Here is a 21738-nt window from a genome sequence, read left to right as displayed (position 1 = left end):
CCCGGAAGGGTTGAAACACGCGTTCAAACCAAAAAATCTGCCCCGGCGCGAGCTGAGGGCAGACCTGATGATTTCCGTCAACCTGTCACAGCTTCCCGCTTGCGGAAGAAGGATTTAAGTGCGTGATACACTTCGCCTTTCTCGCGGATGACATAGTACAGGAAGTTGGGAATGGCAATATGTTTATAAGCGGACATCAGGGTGCTTGACCTGTTATACTGATTCACTTCGCCATAACCGAACAGGTTGGCCCGTTTGAGCAGTTCGCCGATCAGCTTGACGCAGCGTTCATTGTCGGAAGTTAAGTTATCCCCGTCGGAGAAGTGGAAGGGGTAGATGTTGTACAGCGCAGGCGGAAACCGGTTGTCAATGATGTCCAAAGCTTTCACATAGGCCGACGAGCAGATCGTGCCGCCGCTTTCGCCGCGGGTGAAAAACTCTTCCTCGGTTACTTCTTTAGCTTCGGTATGGTGGGAAATAAAGACGATATCCACCTTCTCATACTGGTGCCGCAGAAACCGCGTCATCCAGAAGAAGAAGCTGCGAGCTACATACTTTTCGAAACTGCCCATGGAACCGGGACTGCCGCAATGAACAAAGAATGCCACATAGGACTGGTTTCCGCCGGCATACCTTTAAGTAAGGGATGAAGAGGGGGCGAGCGAATGAATTTCACTTTCTGCGAGATTGAGGGAGAGAAGCCCGTCTCAAAATGGATTGAAACTGAACTTGTGAAGTTCGTCAGGAGAAAGTATGGGATGGAGGTTCGTGTTTCCTTTCAATTAAGTGACCGCTCTGAACCTGAATGCGCGGGACCACGGAGCATTGAATTCAAGGAGGGACAGATGTGCAGCAGAATAAAATAAAATGCGCCATCTATACCCGCGTCAGCACCGGGCGGCAGGGAGATTCGATCGAGAACCAGGTAAGCCAGTGCGAGGAATATATCAGCCGGCTCGGAGATCAATATGACCGCTCCGACATTATTGTTTACCGCGATGAGGCTGTATCCGGTTATTATACGAGCGTGTTTGACCGAGCGGAGATGAAACAGGCGATTATCGATGCCAGAAATGACCGGTTCAAGCTGCTTATATTTAAGGAAATAAGCCGCGTTGGCCGTGACAAGCAAGAGAATCCGGCCATTATCGGAATGTTCGAGCAGTATGGCGTGAGAGTCCTCGCAATCAACGATAACTATGATTCGCTTAATAAAGACAATATCACCTTTGACATCTTATCGGTTCTATCCGAACAGGAAAGTAAAAAAATTTCCGCACGGGTCAGCAGCGCGCGCAAGCAGAGAGCCCGGCGCGGGCAGTGGGGCGGGGAGCCCCCGATCGGCTTCAGGGTCAACCGGGAGACCCAAAGGCTGGAGGTCGATCCCGAATTGAAGCATATCCCCGTCCTTGTATTCGATCTTTATGTGCATAAGGGCTGGGGGACGTTTAAGGTGGCGGAGTATTTAAACCGGCAGGGCTTTCGGACCAAGAAAGGCAACCGGTGGAGCCGGGAAAGCGTCAATAAACTGATCCGCAATCAAGCTTATATCGGCAATGTCGTCTATGGAACGCGAAGGAACCGGCTTCACAGGGAATATGACGAGAGCGGGAGAATGACAAAGAAGAAAATCCAGATAAGAGTGGATAAGAAGGACTGGCAGGTCGTTCAGGACGCTCATGAAGCAGTGGTCGATAAGGATACCTTTCTCGCAGCTGAGCGGATGATGCAGTCGAGAAGCCACAACCGGTCGCCGCGGCGGGCCTATCATCCGTTAACGGGCATTTTGTTTTGCGGAATGTGCGGTGCAGGTATGGTATGTCAGAAGCGGTCGTCAAACGGGAAGGAATACCGCTACTACATTTGCAAGACTTATCACAAGTTCGGCCGGCGCGTTTGCCCTCAAGCCAATGTAAATGCGAATGCGCTGGAACAATCGATCTTGAATATAATCCGAGGCCGGCTGAACCGGATTCCCGATGAATTGTTGATGATAACCGCCGATAAGGAAGGGGACATCCAGAGGCTTCGTTCCGATATCAAGGTGAAGCGGCAGCGAAGAGAGAAGGGGAGCAGGGAGCAGATAAGCCTTTTTGGGCAGAGAGAGCTGTTCGACGAAGAGACCTACCGGCGGCAAATGTTTGAACTGAAGCGGCAGGCTCATCTTTTGGAGGAAGAGCTTGCCGGCTTGGAGCAGCAAATAGAAGGCTTATGCCAGGAGGGCGCGGCCCCCGGCTCCTTGAAGCATTATGCAGCGGAGTTCAAACGCCTGGAGCTGGGCGGCCATGAATGCACAAGATTATTATTGCATGATCTGATCAAGCGGGTTACGCTGACCGGTGACCGCTTGGTAATCGAATATGCTGTTGATTTTAACCGATAAGACAAAGAAGAAGTCTGCGGAAGCTGAACCCAGCTCAAGCAGACTTCGTTCGTTTGTTACTGCAGCTCAAGTTCTTCGATAACAGCGCTTCCCCACGGCGCCACTTTGACCTTGACAATCAAATTAGCGGCCTGCTCTTCCAGCTTTTTGCCCGTATTTTCTTCCACATAATATTTTTCCAATCCATATTGAATGAAAATCTCCCGATTATCCAGGTAGCTGATCCGTCCTTTAAGAACGGCTTCCTGCGGCGAGGCAGGCGGATTAAATGGATAAGCGGCTGTTGCTTCGTAAATGCCGCTTGGCTGTTTGCTTTCAAGCACTACGTAGACGGTGTCGCCGGACTCGGGCTTCCGCCCGGGTCCTTTCCACAGATTTTCCCCGATCCGGTTAATTCTATAATTCAAGCGGACGTAATCGCCGTAAAGATAATCTCTGGGATCGACGGGCACGGTCTGGATCCGGATGTCCTTGCCGAACCAGCCGATTGCATAATGGTAACAGGCGATTCCCGTAAGAAACAGCAGTTGTGCTGCGACAAGCAGGATCAGCAGTGTACTTCGGTGACGGAGCGCTTTATTGAAGTTCATGGCTGTTCTCCTCCTCTATATCCGCCAGAAATTTCTGCTTGCGGCGGTTTAAGAACCAGCTGAGTGCGAGCAGCATAATTCCGCCCAGGATGAAAAAGACGGACTTGTCCATAAAACCCCATGTCAGCTTGAAATATGCCGCCATCGTGCTGCACAGGAACAACAAGGTGCCGAGATTGATTTTCAGCCGCCATTCCTCCGCGTAGCCCCGCCACAGAAGGTACAATGAGAATAAGGATAAGATGATCAAATAGACGACATCCATGCCGGATGTAAGATAGAAGAATGGGAGCGCAAGCATCCAATCGGGCGCTGATTCCAAGCGCTTGTACCGCTGTTTGCCGGCCAAGGAGATGCCAAGCAGTATGAGCAGGCTCAAACCGTAGATGAGCGGCTGCGCCGCAATATCCTCATAGAAGCTTGATGATTCGACATGTCCCTCATCCCAGAACAGTACGATGAACAGATTGAACAAATAAGCGGCTACCAGCGGCACAGCCTGAAACGGATAGACTGACCTTCGTTCCTTGTTCCAATCCATTAAGGAATATAACAGCCAAACAGGAAGGAAGAACCATGTAAAGGGCCAATCGTTCACGGTAACCATCATCAGCGACTGCGCCGTAAAGCTGAGTGCCAAACACCATGCAAGCAGTGCATTCTGCCTGTTTCGCCAGTAATAACCGAAGCCGAGAACAGTAACCGCAAAGGTGAAATAGCTGAAATTATTGAATTCTACTACGCTGTACCACTGCGACCAGGTCATTATCAGCAGGCTCAGGAGAAATAAAAAACGGCTGGGATATAAGTAAGTTAGCAGCAGTCCGGCACAGCCCCACACGATAAACGAGGTGGTGTCGTAGGCGACGAGATGAAACATTTGCGCGACCAGTACAATTCCGGCGCCAAACGTAATCAGACCGATGCTCAGCAGGGCAATGCCAAGTCTCTCTTGGCCTTTTCTGTAATAGACGCCGCCTGCTGCGTAGAATAAGACCAGGACAAGCCCGATCATAATAAGACGGACAAGCTCAGGAATGTCCTGCCAGTTCGCAGCCGTGAAGCTGAGTATTCCCAGACCGACCAGAATGCTGCCGAGTATGGGGATGATTCCGACAGCGCGTTTCTGCTCCGGATACAACTGAATAAGACGGCGGTGTTGGTCGCTCGTGATGATGCCCTTCTCGATCCAGGTCCGGCCTTCATGTTCAAGCCACTTTCTGCTCATCGTCTGCACCTCTTTCTTGGCTGCTTGATTACAAGTATAGACACAATTTCCGAAATAAATAGTACTATCTTTAAGTAGTACCTTCTTAACGCAAGCATGATAACCGGACAACGCACAAGAACCCCGCATGTCTATACCGACAGCGGGGTTCAAGCGATTAAGCTCTGACGGATTGATCGGAGAAAAAGGTCTTGAGCGCTTTATACACTTCACCTTTCTCGCGAATGATCGAATACAGAAACTTTTTGTTTCCGATGTGTTTGTACGCGTTCATCAACGTACTGCTCCGGTTGTACTGGTTAACCTCGCCGTAGCCGAACATATTGGCCCGTTTCATCAATTCCTCGATCAGCCGTACGCACTTCTCATTATCAGAGGTGAGATTGTCGCCGTCGGAGAAATGAAAAGGATATATGTTCCAATAGGCGGAAGAATACCGGCTGTCTATTATTTCAAGAGCCTTCTGATAAGCCGATGAGCAGATCGTACCGCCGCTCTCACCCCTCGTGAAGAAGTCTTCTTCCGTCACTTCCTTCGCTTCAGTGTGATGGGCGATGAAGACGATTTCCACATGCTCGTATTTACGCCGCAAAAATCTGGTCATCCAGAAGAAGAAGCTGCGCGCTACATATTTCTCGAAAGAGCCCATACTTCCCGAGGTGTCCATAAGCGCCAGCACTACGGCATTGGAATGGGGTTTTATGACTTCCTGCCAAGTCTTGAACCGCAGATCGTCGGGGGAAATCCCCGCGATTGCAGACCTGCCGGCGCTGGCATTACGACGCAAATTTTCAATCAGGGTACGTTTTTTATCGATGTTGGACATAATCCCTTTTCTTCGGACATCTTGAAAAACAATGTCAGTGGTCTCAAGGTTCTCCTTCTGCTTTTGTTCCAGATTCGGCAGCTCCAGCTCCTCGAACAGCAAATCCTCCAGATGGTCCATGCTGATTTCAGTCTCTACCCAGTCTTCGCCGGGCTGATTGCCCGCTCCCTGTCCTTTTCCTGCTTCTTTCGCCGCCTGCGGATCCACCCCGAGCACATCGCCGACCTGTGATTCGCCGTCGCCTTGTCCGACGTGCTGCTTCTTGCCGTGATTGTAAACAAAACGGTACTCGTCGATGCTCTTGATCGGGACCTTGACCGTCTTCCGGCCATCGGATAATATGATACTTTCGTCTGACACGATATCGGGCAGATTCCGTTTGATTGCCTCGCGAATTTTCTCTTGGTGACGCGTTTGGTCCAGATAACCTTTGCGGTGAAGGGACCAATCCTCCTTCGAGACGGTAAACAGAGGCTCTGTCATGGCAAATCACCTCAGATTCAATTATTCAACGTGCGAAAGCGCAAGTCCTCATACGCCCCTTCGGAACTGTTTTCCACGGATGGAGATCGCGGAAGTGATATCATACAGTATATTCAGTCCGCTGCAGTTCCATGTTTAAGTTCATCTATTGCAAAATCCAGCCTGCCGTGGGATTCTATTACCAGACGTCAGCTGCTGCTAGAATGATGTCAAGAAAATAAGAAGGGTAGAGGCATCGATGCTGGCTGGCATAAAAACATTTTTCTCCAATTTAAAAATTCAATTGGGACCTCGCGCATGGCATAATTTTTGTTATGATGCAGGGGCGTCCGTACTATTCAGCTTTTTTAATGTTGTATTCAATCAGTTTTATATTCCGATGGCCATCAGGGAAGGGGCTACGAATATGCAGGTCGGCCTGTTATCGGCTGCACCGGCCATCGGTCTGCTGTTCTCCCCGTTGTGGGCCGCATGGATTGAGCGGTCGAATCCGAAGCTGTTCATGATCGTTCCGAACCTCATTGGAAGGGCGCTTATCCTGCTTCCCGCATTTTTTGGCGCCCCTGTCGTTTACGTTGCTGTGGCACTGGTCTTTCAACTGCTGATGGGCGTTCAGGCGCCCGCCTACGCATCACTCATTATTCGCATGTATCCTCAGGAGCATCGAGGCAAATTGATGGGCAACGTCCGTGTCATAATGGGCGTATTGATGATTCCTTTCGCCTATGTCGTCGGAAGGTGGACGGATGCTGCCGGACCGGCGGGACCGCTCATATTCGCCTCAGCCGCCGGTGTACTGTCTATCCTTGTTTTTATCAAGGTAAGGGCGAAGAAGACGGCTCCTGCCAAGTTGACTGCCGTAAGACGGGCGTCGTTCAAGGACCAGCTTCAGCTTGTCAAAAACAATCCGGAGCTGGGGATCTTTTTTCTCGCCTGCACCCTTGCCGGATTTGGAAATATATTGGCTGGACCGCTCTATCAAATTATCCAGGTCGACCGGCTGGAGCTGAGCAATGTGCAGATCGGAATAGCCAGGGTTACCTACTACGCTTGCCTGCTGACGGCTTACTTGATCGTCGGCTTTGTCATCGACCGGTTATCTGCGAAGCATACTATTATTTTCGGTTTCGGCGCGTTCGCAATCGTTCCGTTGTTATATGCTATTATGGGTAATTTTCCGGCGGTCCTGATCGGCAGCGGGATTCAGGGGGTGGGAGACGCTATTTGGGATATCGGCATTCTCGCGTATGTGTTCCGCCTTGCCCCGGGACGCGAGGCTGTCGTCTTCGGCCTCCATCTGATGCTGTTCGGCGTTCGCGGTACGATCGCGCCTCTGCTCAGCACATATTTGTCGGGCTCTCTTCCTATGCCGAGCCTGCTGCTTGGAGCATCCTTGTTCGGCTGGGCAGGCCTGCTTATCTTCGTGCTTCATTGGAAAGGAAGACAACAGCCGCAGCAGCCGGCTCCCGGTAGTTAGTTATGCCGCTCCCAGAGAACCGGACGTATCCATCATAGCCAATATAACCGCATTGGATTGCGGAATCACTTTCTCCTCCCATGTCTTATATCGAAGGTCGTCGGGAGATATGCCGTGGATACCCGGATTGCCGCTCGCCCCGTTGCGCCTTAAATTCTCAAGAATTGTCCGCTTCTTGTCGATGTTGGACATAATACCCTTCTTGCGAATATCATTGAACTTGATTTCCTTCGTCTCGAGCTGGTCCTTATCCTTCCGCTTCAAATAGGGCAGCTCGAGCTCCTCGAACAGCATCGTTTCCAGCTCGGCTAGACTGATTTCCGCTTCCACAACATCGTCGCCGGGCTGATCGCCGGCGCCTTCTCCTTTGCCGCCTTTCTGGGAGGGAGCCGGATCTACCCCGATAACGTCGCCGACTTTGCTGTCGCCATCGCCCTGGCCGACATGCTTGTTCTTGTTGAAATTATAAACGAAGCGAAATTCATCGAGGCTCCGAATAGGCACCTTGATGACTTGCTTTCCGTCGGACATGACGATATTTTCCTCTGAGACTAGATCGGGCAAATTTTGCTTAATTGCCTCACGGACTTTCTGTTGATGCCTCGCTTGGTCCTGATAGCCCTTCCGATGAAGAGACCAGTCTTCGCGCGACACGATATAAAGCGGTCCATTCATTGACTCCATGCCTTGGCACCTCCTGGCCGTTGCCCTAGTTGTTATTCATTGTATTCAAGTGCCGGGCGGTTATGTGAAGCAAAATAAGCCCGTTTCTATTAATCTACAATGCAGGACAAATAAAAAAGTCTGAAAGAACCGCGTTCGGTTCCTTCAGACGATAAACATTATAGACATACTAGCCGGCGGCCGTCTGCATGATGATCCCGAATATAAATAAACCGATGAAGCCTACAGTCAGAAGCGAATTGAGCACGATTCCGATAATTGAGAACGCTTTGCGCGTGTTTTTCATACATGCGCCGACAATGCCGAGAATCAGCCCCACGAAGCTGAGTCCGACGCATACGAGCATTAGCAATCCGGCGGCTAAAAGCGGAATATTTGACGATATTTCTTCAATGTTTTGGATAGTCTTGCCGTTGCCGTCGATGTAGTTCATAATAGACGAAGTTGCGATGATGATACATATGATAAAGCCGATAATACTCACGAGTCCAATGATAAAGGAGGCAATCCCGAGCTTCGATTGCGGCCTTGGAGGTTCTTGGCCGGCGAAAGGCTCTGTTGTAAATCCGGGTTCGGGGTTTAGTCTGTCTGTTTCATTCTCAGTCATCGCTGTGTCTCCTTTTTCTCTCGTTTAATATCGTACATTTTAACCGATTTTACAGTCATTGGAAAGGGTGGGTTGAAAATGTTTAGTAAATACGGGGCTCTGGGTGCGATTCACGCGCTGCTGGCGGTTGTGTTAGGAGCTTTTGCGGCGCACGGCCTCAAGGCTCGCCTCAGTGAAGAAATGCTGAATGTGTTCGAGACGGGAGTTCGCTACCATATGTACCATGGGATCGGAATGCTGCTGCTGGCTTTGGCCGCCGACCGGCTGGGCTCCACCCAACCGATACGGTGGGCCGCCCGGCTTATGCATGCCGGAATATTCTTGTTTTCCGGCAGCCTATATGTGTTAAGCTTGACCGATGTGAAATGGCTGGGAGCGATCACCCCGCTCGGCGGAGTCGCTTTTATCGTTGCCTGGGGTCTTGCAGCCTATGCGCTTTGGAAATCAAGAACCGATTAACCGCCATTTGATCAGGTGTATACACGTCATAATGGAGATGTCAGGCATACGGAAGCATTTCCGCTTCCGTAATGCCGTCATCATGGCACTATGCTGCGGGCACAAACTGACCGCGGAAGTCCGACTTTGCAATCTTCTGCCTTTCCCCGATTGAGGTGACCTATAGTCCCCCTGTTATCTCTTCAGATCCGGTAAATGATCATTCAATTTAGCAAATATATGTAATTTTATTATATAAAAATAATCTGTTCTTCCTATTTCTTCTTTAATCGTAGTATCCATAATTGACCAGTATCGTTTATAATAGACCTATATGGCGAACCCGGGTTACAGAGAAAGGAAGATGGTAAGTGTCTATTGATGCGGCGGACACGTCGGAGCACCGAGAGCAAAAACAATATGTAAGCGTTCGCATCCATTGGTTTTACGCTTTAATGATCGGTATTTTCGCATTAATATGGATTCTGCTCAGTCATTGGTGGTTTACCGGCACGGCTTACAAATGGAGCGCATTTTCCGCAGCTGCGGCCTCACTCGCCGTAATTCTGGGGATTGTAGTTCCTTCGATGCAGCGCCATCCGCATTTTGCATCGGCACGTGATCTAAACACTCCTATTGTCGATTCATTAATTCGTTACAGCCCGGTCGCGCTTGCCGTAATTGACAAATCCGGACGTATCGTAGAGATCAATGAATCTTCAAGCCAATTGCTCGGCTACAGCCGGGACGAGCTCACGGGCGAATCCTTTTTGCCGTTGATCGAAGCCCGGAGCCGGCAGCAAATCTATGAGAAAATTGAACAAACATTGCGCGGCGAAGTGCAGGAATCAACCTTTAGCGTGCTGCACAGCACGGGCTATTCATTCGACATTCATGTAGTTTCCGCTCCGGTGGTGAGGAATAACGAGGTAGTCGGAGCTGTCATTATCAGCCAGGATTTACGCGACCGCAAACGTAACCTGGAACGGATCCGGTATATGGCCTATTATGACGACATGACGGGACTGCCTAATCGGAGATCTTTCATGCTGGAACTAACCGAGTGCCTGCTCCGTTCGAAAGCAAGCGGCCGAAAGCTGGCCGTCCTGTATCTGGATGTCGACCGTTTTAAATTAATTAACGCTTCATTCGGACGGGATGCCGGTGATATGCTGCTGCTTCAAGTAGCGGAAAGACTGATCCGGGGTTTAGCGGAGGACGATGTCGCAGCACGGATGGAAGGCGATGAATTTGCTATCTTATACGCCGATGCCGGTTCGGAAGCCGAGCTGCCGGACAAGGTGAAGAACGTGCTTAACTCGCTTGAAGAGCCGTTTGAGCTGCAGGGAGTGCCGCTGCATATAACGGCGAGCATCGGCATTGCCGTCAATACAAAGGAATGCGACGATGCGATACTTCTCATAAAGAAAGCGGAAATGGCCCTTGCTAAAGTGAAGGAAGGGGGCAAGAACGACTGTCTTCTTTATTCGGAGACCTGGGATAACAGCTCTCTTGAGCGGCTGACGCTTCAGCATGAATTGAAGCGGGTAATCCAGCAGGGAGAATTTGTTCTTCATTACCAGCCGCAGTACAATCTTTGCAGCGGTGCGATCGTGGGTCTGGAGGCTCTCGTGCGTTGGCAGCATCCGGAACGCGGCCTCGTGCCGCCGGCTGAATTCATCCCGCTGGCGGAAGAGAGCGGCATGATCGTACAAATCGGAGATTGGGTCCTCGAGGAGGCTTGCCGGCAAAATAAAGCGTGGCAGCAGGCGGGCTATCCGGAAATTCCGGTTTCCGTCAACCTTTCGATCAGACAGTTTCTACAGCAAAATCTGACGAACAAAATTGCCGACATATTAAAGCGCACAGGACTGTCTCCCGCTTGCCTTGATTTGGAAATCACCGAAACGATGACGATTGACGTCGACCATGCATCGCGGTGCTTGCTTGAACTAACCAAGCTCGGCGTCAATATCAGTATCGATGATTTCGGAACAGGCTACAGCTCGTTTCATTATTTGAAAAATCTGCCGATCGACAGACTGAAAATCGATCGCTCGTTTGTGAGGGATATAGAACAGGACCCTGCTGATGCGGCGATAGTCGCCGCCATCATTGCGATGGCCCACAACCTCAATTTGCAGGTCATTGCCGAAGGCGTAGAGAACGAGGTGCAGATGCAATTTCTGCAAAAACATATGTGTGACGAAATGCAGGGTTATTTCTGGAGTCCGCCTGTACCAGGCAGTCGAATTGCGGAAATGCTCCAGTCAAGTGCAGCCGGATAAGAGAAAAGGAGCCTTCGATTGCAAGGCTCCTTTTATTGTGGTTTAAATGAAGAAGTCGTCGATTTCGTTCAGGGAGAACGAGTATACTTGCTTCTCGTCCACATGATATACCGTCAACATCAGGCTGTTTTCATCGTAATTGATGATTCGGCAGGGAATGCTTAATTTGACCCCGTATCCTTTATTCACTGAAAGCCGAATTAACCGGTTCTCTGAGATGATCAATTGAATGCGGTCATTGACGGAAGGCCATGCGGCTGCCGGCTGAGGCTCTGAATTCTTTACAGCAGGCGGCAAGCCGGTACTCTCCGATTCCTCCGATTTCCCTGTTTCCAGTTCTGTTATGAGTTTGCCAAGCTCCACTCCGGATAGAATCCGGTAATCGGCAAAGCCGCACTGATTAAGAAGATGGAGCAAACGCTCCATTGCAAGCGGATTCGTATCGGCCTGAACGAGCAGGTCGACATTGAACAAGAAGGCGGGTTGTTCTCTGACCGTTTTATCCTTTGTTTTCATGCTTCCTCCAATAAAACTAAGTATCATTACTATACCATCTAAAGAGAAATAAAAGTAGCTTCCATGTTGTGCGATTTTTGTCATATCGGTCAGCCGTTTTATAAAAGGTTAACCTACACCGAGCAGCTTCCTAAGGCATATAGTGAAGAAACGATAACTATAAACCGATCGTTTCGAATCGATGTACAGCCTGCGATAACCATCGAAATTAATATGGCGCGGAGGTAAGCTGAGAAGGAGTGGGTTCAGATGATGCGTATGGTTCCCATGACGCTGGACAGCGGAAAAGTTGTGCTTGGTATCGAGGTCAAGCTGCCGAAGACGACGCTGCTTGCGGTGGCAACCGACAGCGGCTACATTATGTGTGGAGCGCTGGACGTTGCTTTATTGAACGAGAGGCTGAAGGAGCGGAACATTATTGCAGGGCGTGCGGTTGGTGTCAGAACCTTGGAGGAACTGATGGACGCTCCGCTTGAATCGGTAACAGCGGGGGCGGAAGCGCTCGGAATTAAGCAAGGGATGAAGGGTTCGGATGCCATCGGGCTGATGACCTGATTTGCATAAAAAAAGGGTACCGTGGAAGCTGTCTGATACAGCCGCCGCGGTCTCCCTTTTTTTTGTTGCTGCATCCTGTGCGGCTAGTTGTTAAACAATGCCCGCAAATTGACATCGAACGGCGGGCGTATTATGCCCTTCTCGGTAATGATGGCCGTAACGTATTCATGCGGCGTAACGTCAAAGGCCGGATTAAATACCTTAATGCCCTGCGGAGCGGTTCTTTTGCCGAAGCCTTCAGTGATCTCCTCGGCGTTTCGTTCTTCAATCGGAATCAGATCGCCGCTTGGGGTATTGAGATCGATCGTTGAAAGCGGACAAGCTACATAGAATGGAATGTTATGGGCCTTAGCGAGAACCGCTACGCTGTATGTGCCGATTTTGTTCGCTACATCGCCATTTGCAGCTACACGGTCGGTGCCGACGATTACGGCGTCGACCCAGCCTTTATTCATAACCAGCCCGGCCATGTTGTCGCAAATAAGCGTAACGTCAACACCGGCTTGCTGGAGCTCGAAGGCCGTCAATCGCGCGCCCTGCAGTACGGGACGCGTTTCGTCGGCAAAAACGCGCAGCTTGATCCCCTGTTCTTCAGCGAGGTAGAAGGGAGCGAGCGCCGTACCGTATTTGGCGGTCGCGAGGCCGCCGGCGTTGCAATGCGTCAGCACTCCCATTCCTTGCTTGAACAACGTGAGTGCATGCTCGCCGATAAGCCGGCAAGTCTCCTCGTCCTCGCTTTGAATCGCAATCGCTTCCCGAAGCAGCGCTTCTTTCAGTTCTTGGAGCTGAAATTCGCCGGCGGATAATTGAACCGCCCGTTCTTTCATCCGGTCAAGCGCCCAGAACAGATTAACCGCCGTCGGCCGTGATGTGGCAAGATACCCGGCCGCCTCATTAACCGACTGCAGCCACTTGTCCTTGCTGTCGCTGTCCCGGCTTCCCAATACGACGCCGTAAGCGGCGGCAATACCGATTGCCGGGGCGCCGCGCACCTTGAGGTGCCGGATCGCTTCCCAAACGTCTTGCACCGAAACAAGCGGGAGATAGATGACCTCTTCCGGCAGAAGCCGCTGATCGAGAAGGTCAAGCCGGTCGCCCGCCCAAATGACGGATTGAAGTGCGTTATGATCAGTTTTATTCATTTGGCATAATTCCTTTCTTTACGCTTCAAGTGATGCAGCAGACCGCTGAGCAATATCGATCAGCTCATCAATTGAGGATGCGCTGCGATTCAATTTGATAAGCGATTTGCCGATTGCAAGCGATAGCCGTTGGGCACTCTCGCGCGCAGCAGCATCCGGAATGCGGTCGATATCGGCGACATGGGCCAAACCAACGATACGGCGGACCATTTTGCAGCCCGTAAATCCAATCGTGTCTCTGAGCAAGCGGAGCATGTAATCGTCTTGATAACCGGGTGCAGCAGCGGCAAGACGGTCAATTCCATTTGCGTTCCATAAGGAACGGAATTTAGCGTCGAACTGCGTCCACACCTCCTGGACGGTTTCAATTAAATACGTACGGTATTCCTGGCGCGATTCATCATCCGAATCCCAATGCTCCCGGCTTGCGAAGTTCAGCAGCAGGTTCGCGATTACGGCTCCGATATCGAAGCCCATCGGTCCATAATAAGCAAACTCCGGGTCTATAACCTTCGTCGAGGCCGGGGTAATAAAGATGCTCCCGGTATGCAGGTCCCCATGGAGCAGCGCCTGCGCTTGCGTCAGGAACTTCTCCCTGAGCAGCGCCACTTCGTAGTGGAGGGCGCCGTCGCTGCGCAGCGCTTCGGCTTCGTCGCGGATTGCTTCGTCGAAGCTGTTGGTGTCGGCATCCGTGTAGGGATGGTCGAAGATCAGATCTTCCGTAATTTTGCACAGCTCCGGATTAATGAAGTCGCGTACGCGGAGTTTCTTCTCCTGCTGGTTAAGCCCCAGATCCGATGTGAAGAACAGCGTTCGGGCGAGAAAGGTTGAAATGTGGTCGGCGAACAGCGGGTACCGGCCGTTCTCCATGAGGCCGCGGCGCATAATGACGTGATCGCTCAAGTCTTCCATTATCGTCAGGGCAAGCTCCGGATCGTACTTATAAACGGCGGGAACCAGACCGGGCGCAAGCCTTCCTTCGAGAATAAGCGCTTCACTCTCGATGCGCGCGCGGTCCAATGTTAGAGGCCACGATTCGCCTACGACCTTAGCGTAAGGAAGGGCCTGCTTCATAATAATGCTTCGGCCGCTTGCCGGATCCGAGATGTGAAAAACCAGGTTTAAATTACCGTCGCCGATTTCGCGGCTGCTCAGCTTTGCGCCCGGCGGGAATATGCCTTCAAGAGTGCGGGCGATTTCAATCGCTTCTTTTTCGTTTAATGGATGATAAGCAGACATAATTTGTCCACCTCCGATTTAATTATAGATTAATTCGATCAATACGGTCCGACCTCAATAAGTATAGCGAATATTTTTTCGCGTTGGAATAGCGACATTTGTTATAATGGTTACACTAGATAAATGAACCGTTTGGAGGGACAACCTATGATTCATCCCGAACAGGAGCCGCGGATCGCCCTCAAGGAGTGGGCGGTAGCGGTTAAAGCGTTGGCCGAAGGCAAGCAGATCCTTGTGCTGCGGAAGGGCGGTATCGCCGAAGAAACGAGGGATTTTCAGCTTATGACAAGGAGCTTCTTCCTGCTCCCCGCCTATGAGCATCAAAAGCCCGAGCTGCTTAAGGAGGCTTACCGGTCCGGCGTGGGCGAGACATTGGCGCATTGGCGCCCGGAAGCGGAAACCATAAGCATTAACGCTTTCGCCGAGGCGGTAGACGATATCGAAATCCGCGACCAGCAGACACTGGACCGTATCCGGGAATTCCATATCTGGACCGATGCGTTCGCCGAAGAGAGACTCAAGTGGAAAAAGACCAAGCCGTTACATCTGCTGCTGCTGCGCGTCAGCGTATTGGAGCAGCCGGTCGAAATCCCGATGCATGAGGCCTATAGCGGCTGTAAATCGTGGGTAACGCTTGAAGACGGAATTGCCGCAGCGGACGCGAAGCCGGTGCTTACGGATGAACAGTTCAATGAACAAGTGTCGGAAATTCGCACAGCGCTTACCCTATAACGACGGTTTATGACTAATGAAGGGCGCAAGCTTTATTGATTTATAAACAGACTTATACTAAAATAAGTATTGAGAATCAATGAGAATCAATTTAGAATGAATATAAAAGAGGAATTGTTTCAGCAGAAACAACCGAACTATTGGAGGGAGCATTTTACAATGGCAACACAATTCAAGATCGACGGTTTGAAAGCCGCGATCGAAGGCAAAGAGATACTTAAAGGCATCAACCTTGAAATAAAAGGCGGCGAAGTACATGCCATCATGGGACCTAACGGCACCGGAAAAAGCACACTCGCTTCCGCTCTGATGGGGCATCCGAAATACGAAGTGACTGAAGGCCAGGTTCTGCTGGGCGGCGAAGATGTGCTCGAGATGGCGGTTGATGAACGCGCCCGGGCCGGCTTATTTCTCGCCATGCAGTATCCGAGTGAAATCACCGGCGTCACGAATTCCGATTTCCTGCGCAGCGCAATCAATGCCCGCCGCGAAGAAGGAAGCGAGATTTCGCTCATTAAATTTATCCGCCAAATGGAAAGCAAGATGAAAGAGCTTGAAATCAACACCGAATTCGCTCACCGCTACTTGAACGAAGGGTTCTCCGGCGGCGAGAAGAAGCGGAACGAAATATTGCAAATGATGATGATCGATCCGAAAATCGTCATTCTTGACGAGATCGATTCCGGTTTGGACATCGACGCTCTTAAGATTGTGGCTAACGGCGTGAACAGCATGCGTTCCGAAGAGCGCGGCTTCCTGATCATAACGCACTATCAGCGGCTGCTTAACTATATTACGCCTGACTTCGTTCACGTCATGATGCAGGGCCGTATCGTTAAATCCGGCGGACCGGAGCTTGCACAGCGTCTGGAAAACGAAGGTTACGATTGGGTTAAAGAAGAACTCGGCATCGTGGATGAAACGGTCGGACAGGTTTAGCGGAGGGGGAGCATCGATAATGAGTACACAAATTTCGACTCCGGTGAACCGCCAATCCGCCGAAGCGTTGTCACAAAGTAAGGGCGAAGCTTCATGGCTTGAAGCGAGCCGGGCCAAAGGCGCGGAACTGGCTGAAACGCTGGAATGGCCGAAACCGGAAAAAATTCGCATCGACCGCTGGAACCTGGCGGCAGTCGGCATTTACAAGGCTCAAACGGCTATTCAGTCGCTTCAAGAACTGCCTGAAGCCGTACGGGGGCTGTCAGGCGAAGCGCCTGCGGGTTTCGTCGTTCAGCGCAATTCAGGCGCGGTATACAGTCAATTATCCCCTGAGCTGCAAGCAAAGGGTGTAATCTTTACAGATTTGGAAACTGCGGCTCGCGAGCATTCCGAGCTGGTTCAGAAATACCTGTTCAAGGCAGTCGGTCAAGACGAGAATAAGCTTACGGCGCTTCATTCGGCGATTTGGAATGGCGGTATATTCTTATATGTGCCGAAGAACGTCGATGTAGAGCTGCCTTTGCAGGGATTGTTGTTCAGCGATGACGCGGAAGCGACATTCTCGCCTCACTTGTTGATCGTTGCAGACAATAACAGCCGCGTTACTTATGTTGATAACGTCGCTACCGCATACGCGGCTAAAGCTCAACCGCTCGCGAAACAAGCGATCGTTGAAGTTTTCGTAAACCCGGGCGCGCATGTTCGCTTCGCTACGGTAAATAATATGGCAGACAACATCGTTGATCTGACGATCCGTAGGGCCATTGTCGAGAATGACGGCCGTATCGAATGGATCATCGGCGACCTGCATGACGGACATACGCTTTCCGATACGCAGTCGGTGCTGAAAGGCAACGGTTCAACGTCTGATGCGAAAGTAATCAGCATCGGTACGAATTCGCAGCAGATGAGTCTGACGACAGGCGCGATACATTTCGGCCGCAGCTCCGAGAGTATGATGGTAACGCGCGCTGTCATGAAAGATCAGGCGACGGCGATCATTAACGGCATAACCAAGATTGAAAAAGGCGCAACGAAAGCGAACGGAGTCCAGGCGGAGAAAGTGCTTATGCTGAGTCCGAAAGCGCGCGGCGACGCCAATCCTATTCTGCTGATCGACGAAGACGACGTTAAAGCCGGACATGCGGCCAGCGTCGGTCAAGTAAACCCGGAGCAAGTTTACTACTTGATGTCCCGGGGTATTACAAAACAGGACGCTGAAAGACTTATCATTCACGGCTTCCTGGCGCCCGTCGTGTCGGAGATTCCGATTGACGCGGTACGGGAACAGCTTCAGCGTCTGCTTGAAAGGAAGCTGGAAGGATGAATGTGCAGGCGATTCGGGAGCAGTTTCCGATCCTGCATCAAGAAATAAACGGGCATCCGCTCGTTTACCTGGACAGCGCGGCATCTTCTCAGAAGCCGCGTTCCGTCATTGATGCGGTGACTCGGTATTATGAGCTTGACAATGCCAATGTGCACCGCGGTGTGCATACGCTTGGCTCGCGTGCGACGGACGCCTATGAGGGAGCCCGGGAGAAAGTCGCCGCCTTTCTGAATGCTGGCAGTCCGCAGCAAATTATATTCACGCGCGGAACAACAACTGCGCTCAATCTGGTTGCATCAGGTTACGCGCGCAGTGTATGCGGCGAAGGCGATGAAATCGTTATAACGCCGATGGAGCATCACTCCAACTTGATCCCGTGGCAGCAAGCGGCCAAAGCGACCGGTGCTACGCTTAAGTATATCCCGCTGCAGCCGGATGGCACGATTAGCCTGGAAGACGCCGAGAAGACGATTACAGATCGAACGAAAATCGTTTCTTTAACTTATGTTTCCAATGTACTGGGTGTCATTAATCCGATCAAAGAAATTGGTGCAATCGCCCATCGTCACGGCGCCAAGATCGTTGTTGACGGTGCGCAGAGCACGCCTCATATGAAGGTCGACGTTCAGGAGCTGGATTGCGATTTCTATGCATTCTCAGGACACAAGATGTGCGCCCCAACCGGTATCGGCGCGCTTTATGGCAAGAAAGCGCTGCTGGAGGAGATGGAGCCGATCGAATTCGGCGGCGAGATGATTGACCATGTCGACCTCTACGAATCGACTTGGAAAGAGCTTCCTTGGAAATTCGAAGGCGGTACGCCTATTATCGCAGGTGCAGTCGGGCTTGGCGCAGCGATCGATTTCCTGCAGGAGATCGGGCTTGACGCCATCGAGCGGCATGAGCATCAGCTGTCGGCTTACGCCTATGAGCGGCTGAGCGCAATAGACGGACTGACCATCTACGGACCGGCCAAAGATCGTGCCGGACTTGTAACCTTCAACCTTGGCGAGGTTCATCCGCATGACGTGGCGACTGTACTTGATACGAAAGGCATTGCTATCCGCGCCGGGCATCATTGCTGTCAGCCGCTTATGCGCTGGTTGAATGCTTCGGCCACGGCTAGAGCAAGCTTCTATTTATACAATACCGAAGAGGACGTCGACCGTCTCGTTGACGCCCTCCACCAGACAAAGGAGTTCTTCGGTTATGCAATTGGATGATTTATACCGCAGGGTCATCATGGACCATTACAAAAACCCGCGCAACCGCGGAACGCTTGACGATCAGGCGGTTACTGTCAACCTGAACAATCCGACATGCGGCGATCGTATCTCCTTGCAGCTGCAGCTCGAGGATGGAGTCGTCAAGCAGGCGAAGTATACCGGTGAAGGCTGTTCCATCAGCATGTCCTCGGCTTCGATGATGACTGAAGCGGTAAAGGGGAAGACGATCGATCAAGCGCTTGCGCTCGCCGAGAAGTTCTCCGGGTTCATCAAGGGCGAAACCGCTGAGTTCGAAGAGCTTGAAGATATTGAGGCATTATCAGGCGTAAGCAAGTTTCCGGCGCGCATTAAATGTGCAACTCTTTCCTGGAACGCGCTGCGTAAAGGCATTGAGAACCAGAAACAACAATAAGCGCGGATAACGCGCATGAATGGGAGGCCTTTCACATGGCTAAGCAAATGCCCGATTTAGAAGATTATAAATATGGGTTTCGCGACGAGCATAAATCGATTTTCCAATCCGGCAAAGGACTGACGCCGGAGATCGTCCGTACGATTTCGGAAATGAAGAACGAGCCCTCTTGGATGCTGGACTTCCGTTTAAAATCGCTTGAACAGTTCCGTAAGATGGAAATGCCGCGTTGGGGCGGCAACATGGACGATTTGGATTTCAACGATATCCAGTACTACGTGAAACCTTCTGAAAAGCAAGGGAAGACTTGGGAGGAAGTTCCGAGCGAAATTAAAGAAACGTTCGATAAGCTCGGTATACCTGAAGCGGAGCAAAAGTTCCTTGCCGGCGTGTCCGCGCAGTACGAATCCGAGGTTGTATACCACAGCATGCAGGAGGATCTCGAAAAGCAGGGCGTTATTTTCACGGATACAGATACCGCGCTGAGAGAATATCCCGAGATTTTCCGTGAATATTTCGGTACGATTATTCCGCCGAATGACAATAAATTTGCAGCCTTGAACAGTGCGGTATGGTCGGGCGGCAGCTTTATCTACGTGCCTAAAGGCGTTAAATGCGAAGTACCGCTTCAAGCCTACTTCCGCATCAACTCCGAGAACATGGGACAATTCGAACGTACGCTCATCATTGCCGACGAAGACAGCTTCGTACATTACGTGGAAGGCTGTACGGCTCCGATTTACAGCACGAACTCGCTTCACAGTGCTGTAGTTGAGATTATCGTGAAGAAGAACGCCCGTGCGCGTTACACAACGATCCAGAACTGGGCGCCGAATATTTATAACCTCGTAACCAAACGTGCCGTTGCGGAAGAAAACGCGACGATGGAATGGGTCGACGGTAATATCGGTTCCAAACTGACGATGAAATATCCTGCTGTCGTGTTGAAAGGCCGCGGAGCCAAGGGAATGGTATTGTCGATCGCCGTTGCCGGCAAAGGGCAGCATCAAGACGCAGGGGCAAAGATGATTCACCTTGCTCCGGATACAACATCGACAATCGTATCGAAATCGATCAGTAAGCACGGAGGTAAGGTGACGTACCGCGGTTTGGCATCCTTCGGCCGGAATTCCGAAGGCTCCAAAGCGAATATCAAATGCGATACGCTCATTCTCGACAACCAATCGACTTCCGACACAATTCCGTATAATGAGATTATGAACGATAACATTACACTGGAGCATGAAGCGACAGTCTCTAAAGTATCCGAGGATCAGCTTTTCTACCTGATGAGCCGGGGACTTACCGAAGCTGAGGCAACGCAAATGATCGTTATGGGCTTTATCGAGCCGTTTACGAAAGAGCTTCCGATGGAATACGCGGTAGAGATGAACCGCCTGATCAAGTTCGAAATGGAAGGCTCTATCGGTTAATTAACCAAACAAAAAACTCCGGGACCGCCTTTGTATGAAGGCTGGTTCCGGAGTTTTTTACATAAATACTTGTTTAACTTCCAGCGATCGGTCCACGCTCAAATCGATAAAGCTCTGATCGATCTGGACAAGCGGGCGGAAGAATTCCGAAGGGTGAGTCATCACAATGGTGCCGGATTCGCCGCTTGTCAGTTCGACCCGCTTGCCGATAAAGTTTGGAATCATATGTTTAATGAAAGTGTGTGTAGTTGCCGGATCCAATTCGGCAAAGCTCATACGATACAGTTCCTTCAAGACGATTAAAAGATCGCGTTTCTCCTGGTATACACGGGAGGAGATCATGGCGCTATATACGTCTGAAACGGCGACGATTTTTGAAACGGGATGCATTTGTTCACCGGTAATACGGTTCGGGTAACCGGTTCCATCTATCCGTTCATGATGTTGAAGGGCAACGATAGCAGGTGTGGTCTCCCCGAATGACTCCATTATGATCTGGTGGCCATATACGGTATGCTGTTTAATAATTTCAAACTCTTCACTAGTCAAACGATCCGGTTTGTTCAATACCTCACTTTTGATCTTGCATTTACCAATGTCATGAAGAAAACCGGCTTGTCCCGCCTTTACGGATTGCTGCTGATCAAAACCGAGCCATCCCGCGAGATAATAAGATAACATACCGACTTGAACGGAATGCTGGTACGTGTAATCGTCTTTCGTATTGAGCAGAAGAAGCATTGAAACGACATCGCGCTCCAGCTTGAAATTATCGACGAGGGGCTGGAATGTTTCAACGAGGTCTTCTTCATAAATTTTTCCACTCTTAAGCGCATCTGTAAATAGCTGCTCGCAACCGCTTACCGCATTTTTATAGGTTGGCTCGAGTGTGGGCAACCATTTCGGATTTATTCCGGATGCTAATGTACTATCGAAAGGCAATTCTTCACTTCTCGTATTAATGTCCACATACTCTATTTGATGCTGGAATAATTTTGAGATCTCAACACCAAAAAGTTCGGTGCCCTTGGAAAGCACGTGCAACCCGTATAAGTTAAAGGTATCATTGCTTAACCGGTCGCCGTTTTGAAGCTCTGTCACATGTACTCTCATGATTCACCTCTTGCAACAGTATGCTGCTACAAAAAATATGACCTAGGTAGCAATAAATCGGAACCGGCAATAGCAGTATTATGGAACAAGCTGACAGTTG

20 protein-coding genes and 2 pseudogenes are annotated in these 21738 nt (G+C 50.7%); 12 read left to right on the top strand and 10 right to left on the bottom strand.

Annotation, left to right across the window (positions count from 1 at the left end; translation table 11 throughout):
- Positions 1-77: 77 nt before the first annotated feature.
- A pseudogene (locus tag KZ483_RS21910) lies at positions 78-581 on the bottom strand (DUF444 family protein); the annotation flags it as partial.
- 84 nt (positions 582-665) lie between these two features.
- Between KZ483_RS21910 and KZ483_RS21905 the strand changes: the two are divergent.
- Both KZ483_RS21905 and KZ483_RS21900 read left to right on the top strand, forming a co-directional pair.
- Entirely contained in the window at positions 666-866 is a 201-nt protein-coding gene (locus KZ483_RS21905) for a hypothetical protein (RefSeq protein ID WP_220349646.1), read from the top strand.
- Positions 848-2383 (top strand): recombinase family protein, encoded by a 1536-nt coding sequence (locus tag KZ483_RS21900; protein WP_220349645.1) that lies wholly within the window; start codon positions 848-850, stop codon positions 2381-2383. Before KZ483_RS21905 ends, KZ483_RS21900 begins: the two co-directional genes overlap by 19 nt.
- Positions 2384-2439: 56 nt before the next feature.
- Here KZ483_RS21900 and KZ483_RS21895 read toward each other — a convergent pair whose 3' ends face one another.
- The 3 genes from KZ483_RS21895 to yhbH all read right to left on the bottom strand — a co-directional run bounded on the left by KZ483_RS21895 (position 2440) and on the right by yhbH (position 5510).
- The gene (locus KZ483_RS21895; protein ID WP_220349644.1) at positions 2440-2973 is read right to left on the bottom strand and encodes a GDYXXLXY domain-containing protein; all 534 of its coding nucleotides are present in this window, start codon (positions 2971-2973) and stop codon (positions 2440-2442) included.
- Positions 2960-4201 carry a DUF2157 domain-containing protein gene (locus tag KZ483_RS21890; RefSeq protein ID WP_220349643.1) on the bottom strand — a complete coding sequence of 414 codons (1242 nt, stop codon included), beginning with the start codon at positions 4199-4201 and terminating at the stop codon, positions 2960-2962. The genes KZ483_RS21895 and KZ483_RS21890 overlap by 14 nt, the downstream gene beginning before the upstream one ends.
- 157 nt (positions 4202-4358) lie before the next feature.
- Positions 4359-5510 carry a sporulation protein YhbH gene (gene yhbH / locus KZ483_RS21885; protein ID WP_220349642.1) on the bottom strand — a complete coding sequence of 384 codons (1152 nt, stop codon included), beginning with the start codon at positions 5508-5510 and terminating at the stop codon, positions 4359-4361.
- Between the two features lie 238 nt (positions 5511-5748).
- On the opposite strand from yhbH, the gene KZ483_RS21880 reads away from it, so the two are divergent.
- Positions 5749-6987: an MFS transporter gene (locus KZ483_RS21880; protein ID WP_220349641.1), complete on the top strand. Its 1239-nt coding sequence runs from the start codon at positions 5749-5751 to the stop codon at positions 6985-6987.
- 6 nt (positions 6988-6993) lie between these two features.
- On the opposite strand, the pseudogene KZ483_RS21875 reads toward KZ483_RS21880, so the two are convergent.
- A pseudogene (locus KZ483_RS21875) lies at positions 6994-7662 on the bottom strand (DUF444 family protein); the annotation flags it as partial.
- A 178-nt stretch (positions 7663-7840) separates the two neighbouring features.
- On the bottom strand, positions 7841-8278 hold the full coding sequence (locus KZ483_RS21870) for a hypothetical protein (RefSeq protein WP_220349640.1): 438 nt from the start codon (positions 8276-8278) through the stop codon (positions 7841-7843).
- 78 nt (positions 8279-8356) lie between these two features.
- Here KZ483_RS21870 and KZ483_RS21865 point away from each other — a divergent pair, with 78 nt between their 5' ends.
- Together KZ483_RS21865 and KZ483_RS21860 are read left to right on the top strand one after the other, a co-directional pair.
- On the top strand, positions 8357-8737 hold the full coding sequence (locus KZ483_RS21865) for a DUF423 domain-containing protein (RefSeq protein WP_220349639.1): 381 nt from the start codon (positions 8357-8359) through the stop codon (positions 8735-8737).
- Positions 8738-9087: 350 nt separating this feature from the next.
- The gene (locus KZ483_RS21860) at positions 9088-11004 is read left to right on the top strand and encodes a putative bifunctional diguanylate cyclase/phosphodiesterase (protein ID WP_258881372.1); all 1917 of its coding nucleotides are present in this window, start codon (positions 9088-9090) and stop codon (positions 11002-11004) included.
- A gap of 42 nt (positions 11005-11046) precedes the next feature.
- On the opposite strand, the gene KZ483_RS21855 is transcribed toward KZ483_RS21860, so the two are convergent.
- Positions 11047-11520: a hypothetical protein gene (locus tag KZ483_RS21855; RefSeq protein ID WP_258881371.1), complete on the bottom strand. Its 474-nt coding sequence runs from the start codon at positions 11518-11520 to the stop codon at positions 11047-11049.
- Between the two features lie 249 nt (positions 11521-11769).
- Here KZ483_RS21855 and KZ483_RS21850 point away from each other — a divergent pair, with 249 nt between their 5' ends.
- Entirely contained in the window at positions 11770-12075 is a 306-nt protein-coding gene (locus tag KZ483_RS21850; protein ID WP_220349638.1) for a YunC family protein, read from the top strand.
- Between the two features lie 83 nt (positions 12076-12158).
- On the opposite strand, the gene mtnA is transcribed toward KZ483_RS21850, so the two are convergent.
- Both mtnA and mtnK read right to left on the bottom strand, forming a co-directional pair.
- The gene (mtnA, locus tag KZ483_RS21845) at positions 12159-13217 is read right to left on the bottom strand and encodes an S-methyl-5-thioribose-1-phosphate isomerase (protein ID WP_220349637.1); all 1059 of its coding nucleotides are present in this window, start codon (positions 13215-13217) and stop codon (positions 12159-12161) included.
- 18 nt (positions 13218-13235) lie between these two features.
- Positions 13236-14456, bottom strand: coding sequence for an S-methyl-5-thioribose kinase (mtnK, locus tag KZ483_RS21840; RefSeq protein WP_220349636.1), 1221 nt, complete (start codon positions 14454-14456; stop codon positions 13236-13238).
- Positions 14457-14603: 147 nt separating this feature from the next.
- Here mtnK and KZ483_RS21835 point away from each other — a divergent pair, with 147 nt between their 5' ends.
- The 6 genes from KZ483_RS21835 to sufB all read left to right on the top strand — a co-directional run bounded on the left by KZ483_RS21835 (position 14604) and on the right by sufB (position 20525).
- Positions 14604-15188 carry a DUF1802 family protein gene (locus KZ483_RS21835; RefSeq protein WP_220349635.1) on the top strand — a complete coding sequence of 195 codons (585 nt, stop codon included), beginning with the start codon at positions 14604-14606 and terminating at the stop codon, positions 15186-15188.
- Between the two features lie 159 nt (positions 15189-15347).
- The gene (gene sufC, locus KZ483_RS21830; protein ID WP_220349634.1) at positions 15348-16127 is read left to right on the top strand and encodes a Fe-S cluster assembly ATPase SufC; all 780 of its coding nucleotides are present in this window, start codon (positions 15348-15350) and stop codon (positions 16125-16127) included.
- A 19-nt stretch (positions 16128-16146) separates the two neighbouring features.
- Positions 16147-17454, top strand: a complete 1308-nt coding sequence (gene sufD / locus KZ483_RS21825) for a Fe-S cluster assembly protein SufD (RefSeq protein ID WP_220349633.1) — start codon at positions 16147-16149, stop codon at positions 17452-17454.
- On the top strand, positions 17451-18677 hold the full coding sequence (locus KZ483_RS21820; protein ID WP_220349632.1) for a cysteine desulfurase: 1227 nt from the start codon (positions 17451-17453) through the stop codon (positions 18675-18677). Before sufD ends, KZ483_RS21820 begins: the two co-directional genes overlap by 4 nt.
- Positions 18664-19092, top strand: coding sequence for a Fe-S cluster assembly sulfur transfer protein SufU (sufU, locus tag KZ483_RS21815; protein ID WP_220349631.1), 429 nt, complete (start codon positions 18664-18666; stop codon positions 19090-19092). The genes KZ483_RS21820 and sufU overlap by 14 nt, the downstream gene beginning before the upstream one ends.
- A 35-nt stretch (positions 19093-19127) precedes the next feature.
- On the top strand, positions 19128-20525 hold the full coding sequence (sufB, locus tag KZ483_RS21810; protein ID WP_220349630.1) for a Fe-S cluster assembly protein SufB: 1398 nt from the start codon (positions 19128-19130) through the stop codon (positions 20523-20525).
- A 57-nt stretch (positions 20526-20582) separates the two neighbouring features.
- Here sufB and KZ483_RS21805 read toward each other — a convergent pair whose 3' ends face one another.
- Positions 20583-21638 (bottom strand): HD-GYP domain-containing protein, encoded by a 1056-nt coding sequence (locus tag KZ483_RS21805; protein WP_220349629.1) that lies wholly within the window; start codon positions 21636-21638, stop codon positions 20583-20585.
- Positions 21639-21738 lie beyond the last annotated feature (100 nt).

The sequence above is a fragment of the Paenibacillus sp. sptzw28 genome (assembly GCF_019550795.1).
Taxonomy (GTDB): domain Bacteria; phylum Bacillota; class Bacilli; order Paenibacillales; family Paenibacillaceae; genus Paenibacillus_Z.
This window is presented reverse-complemented; position numbering and strand designations above follow the sequence as displayed.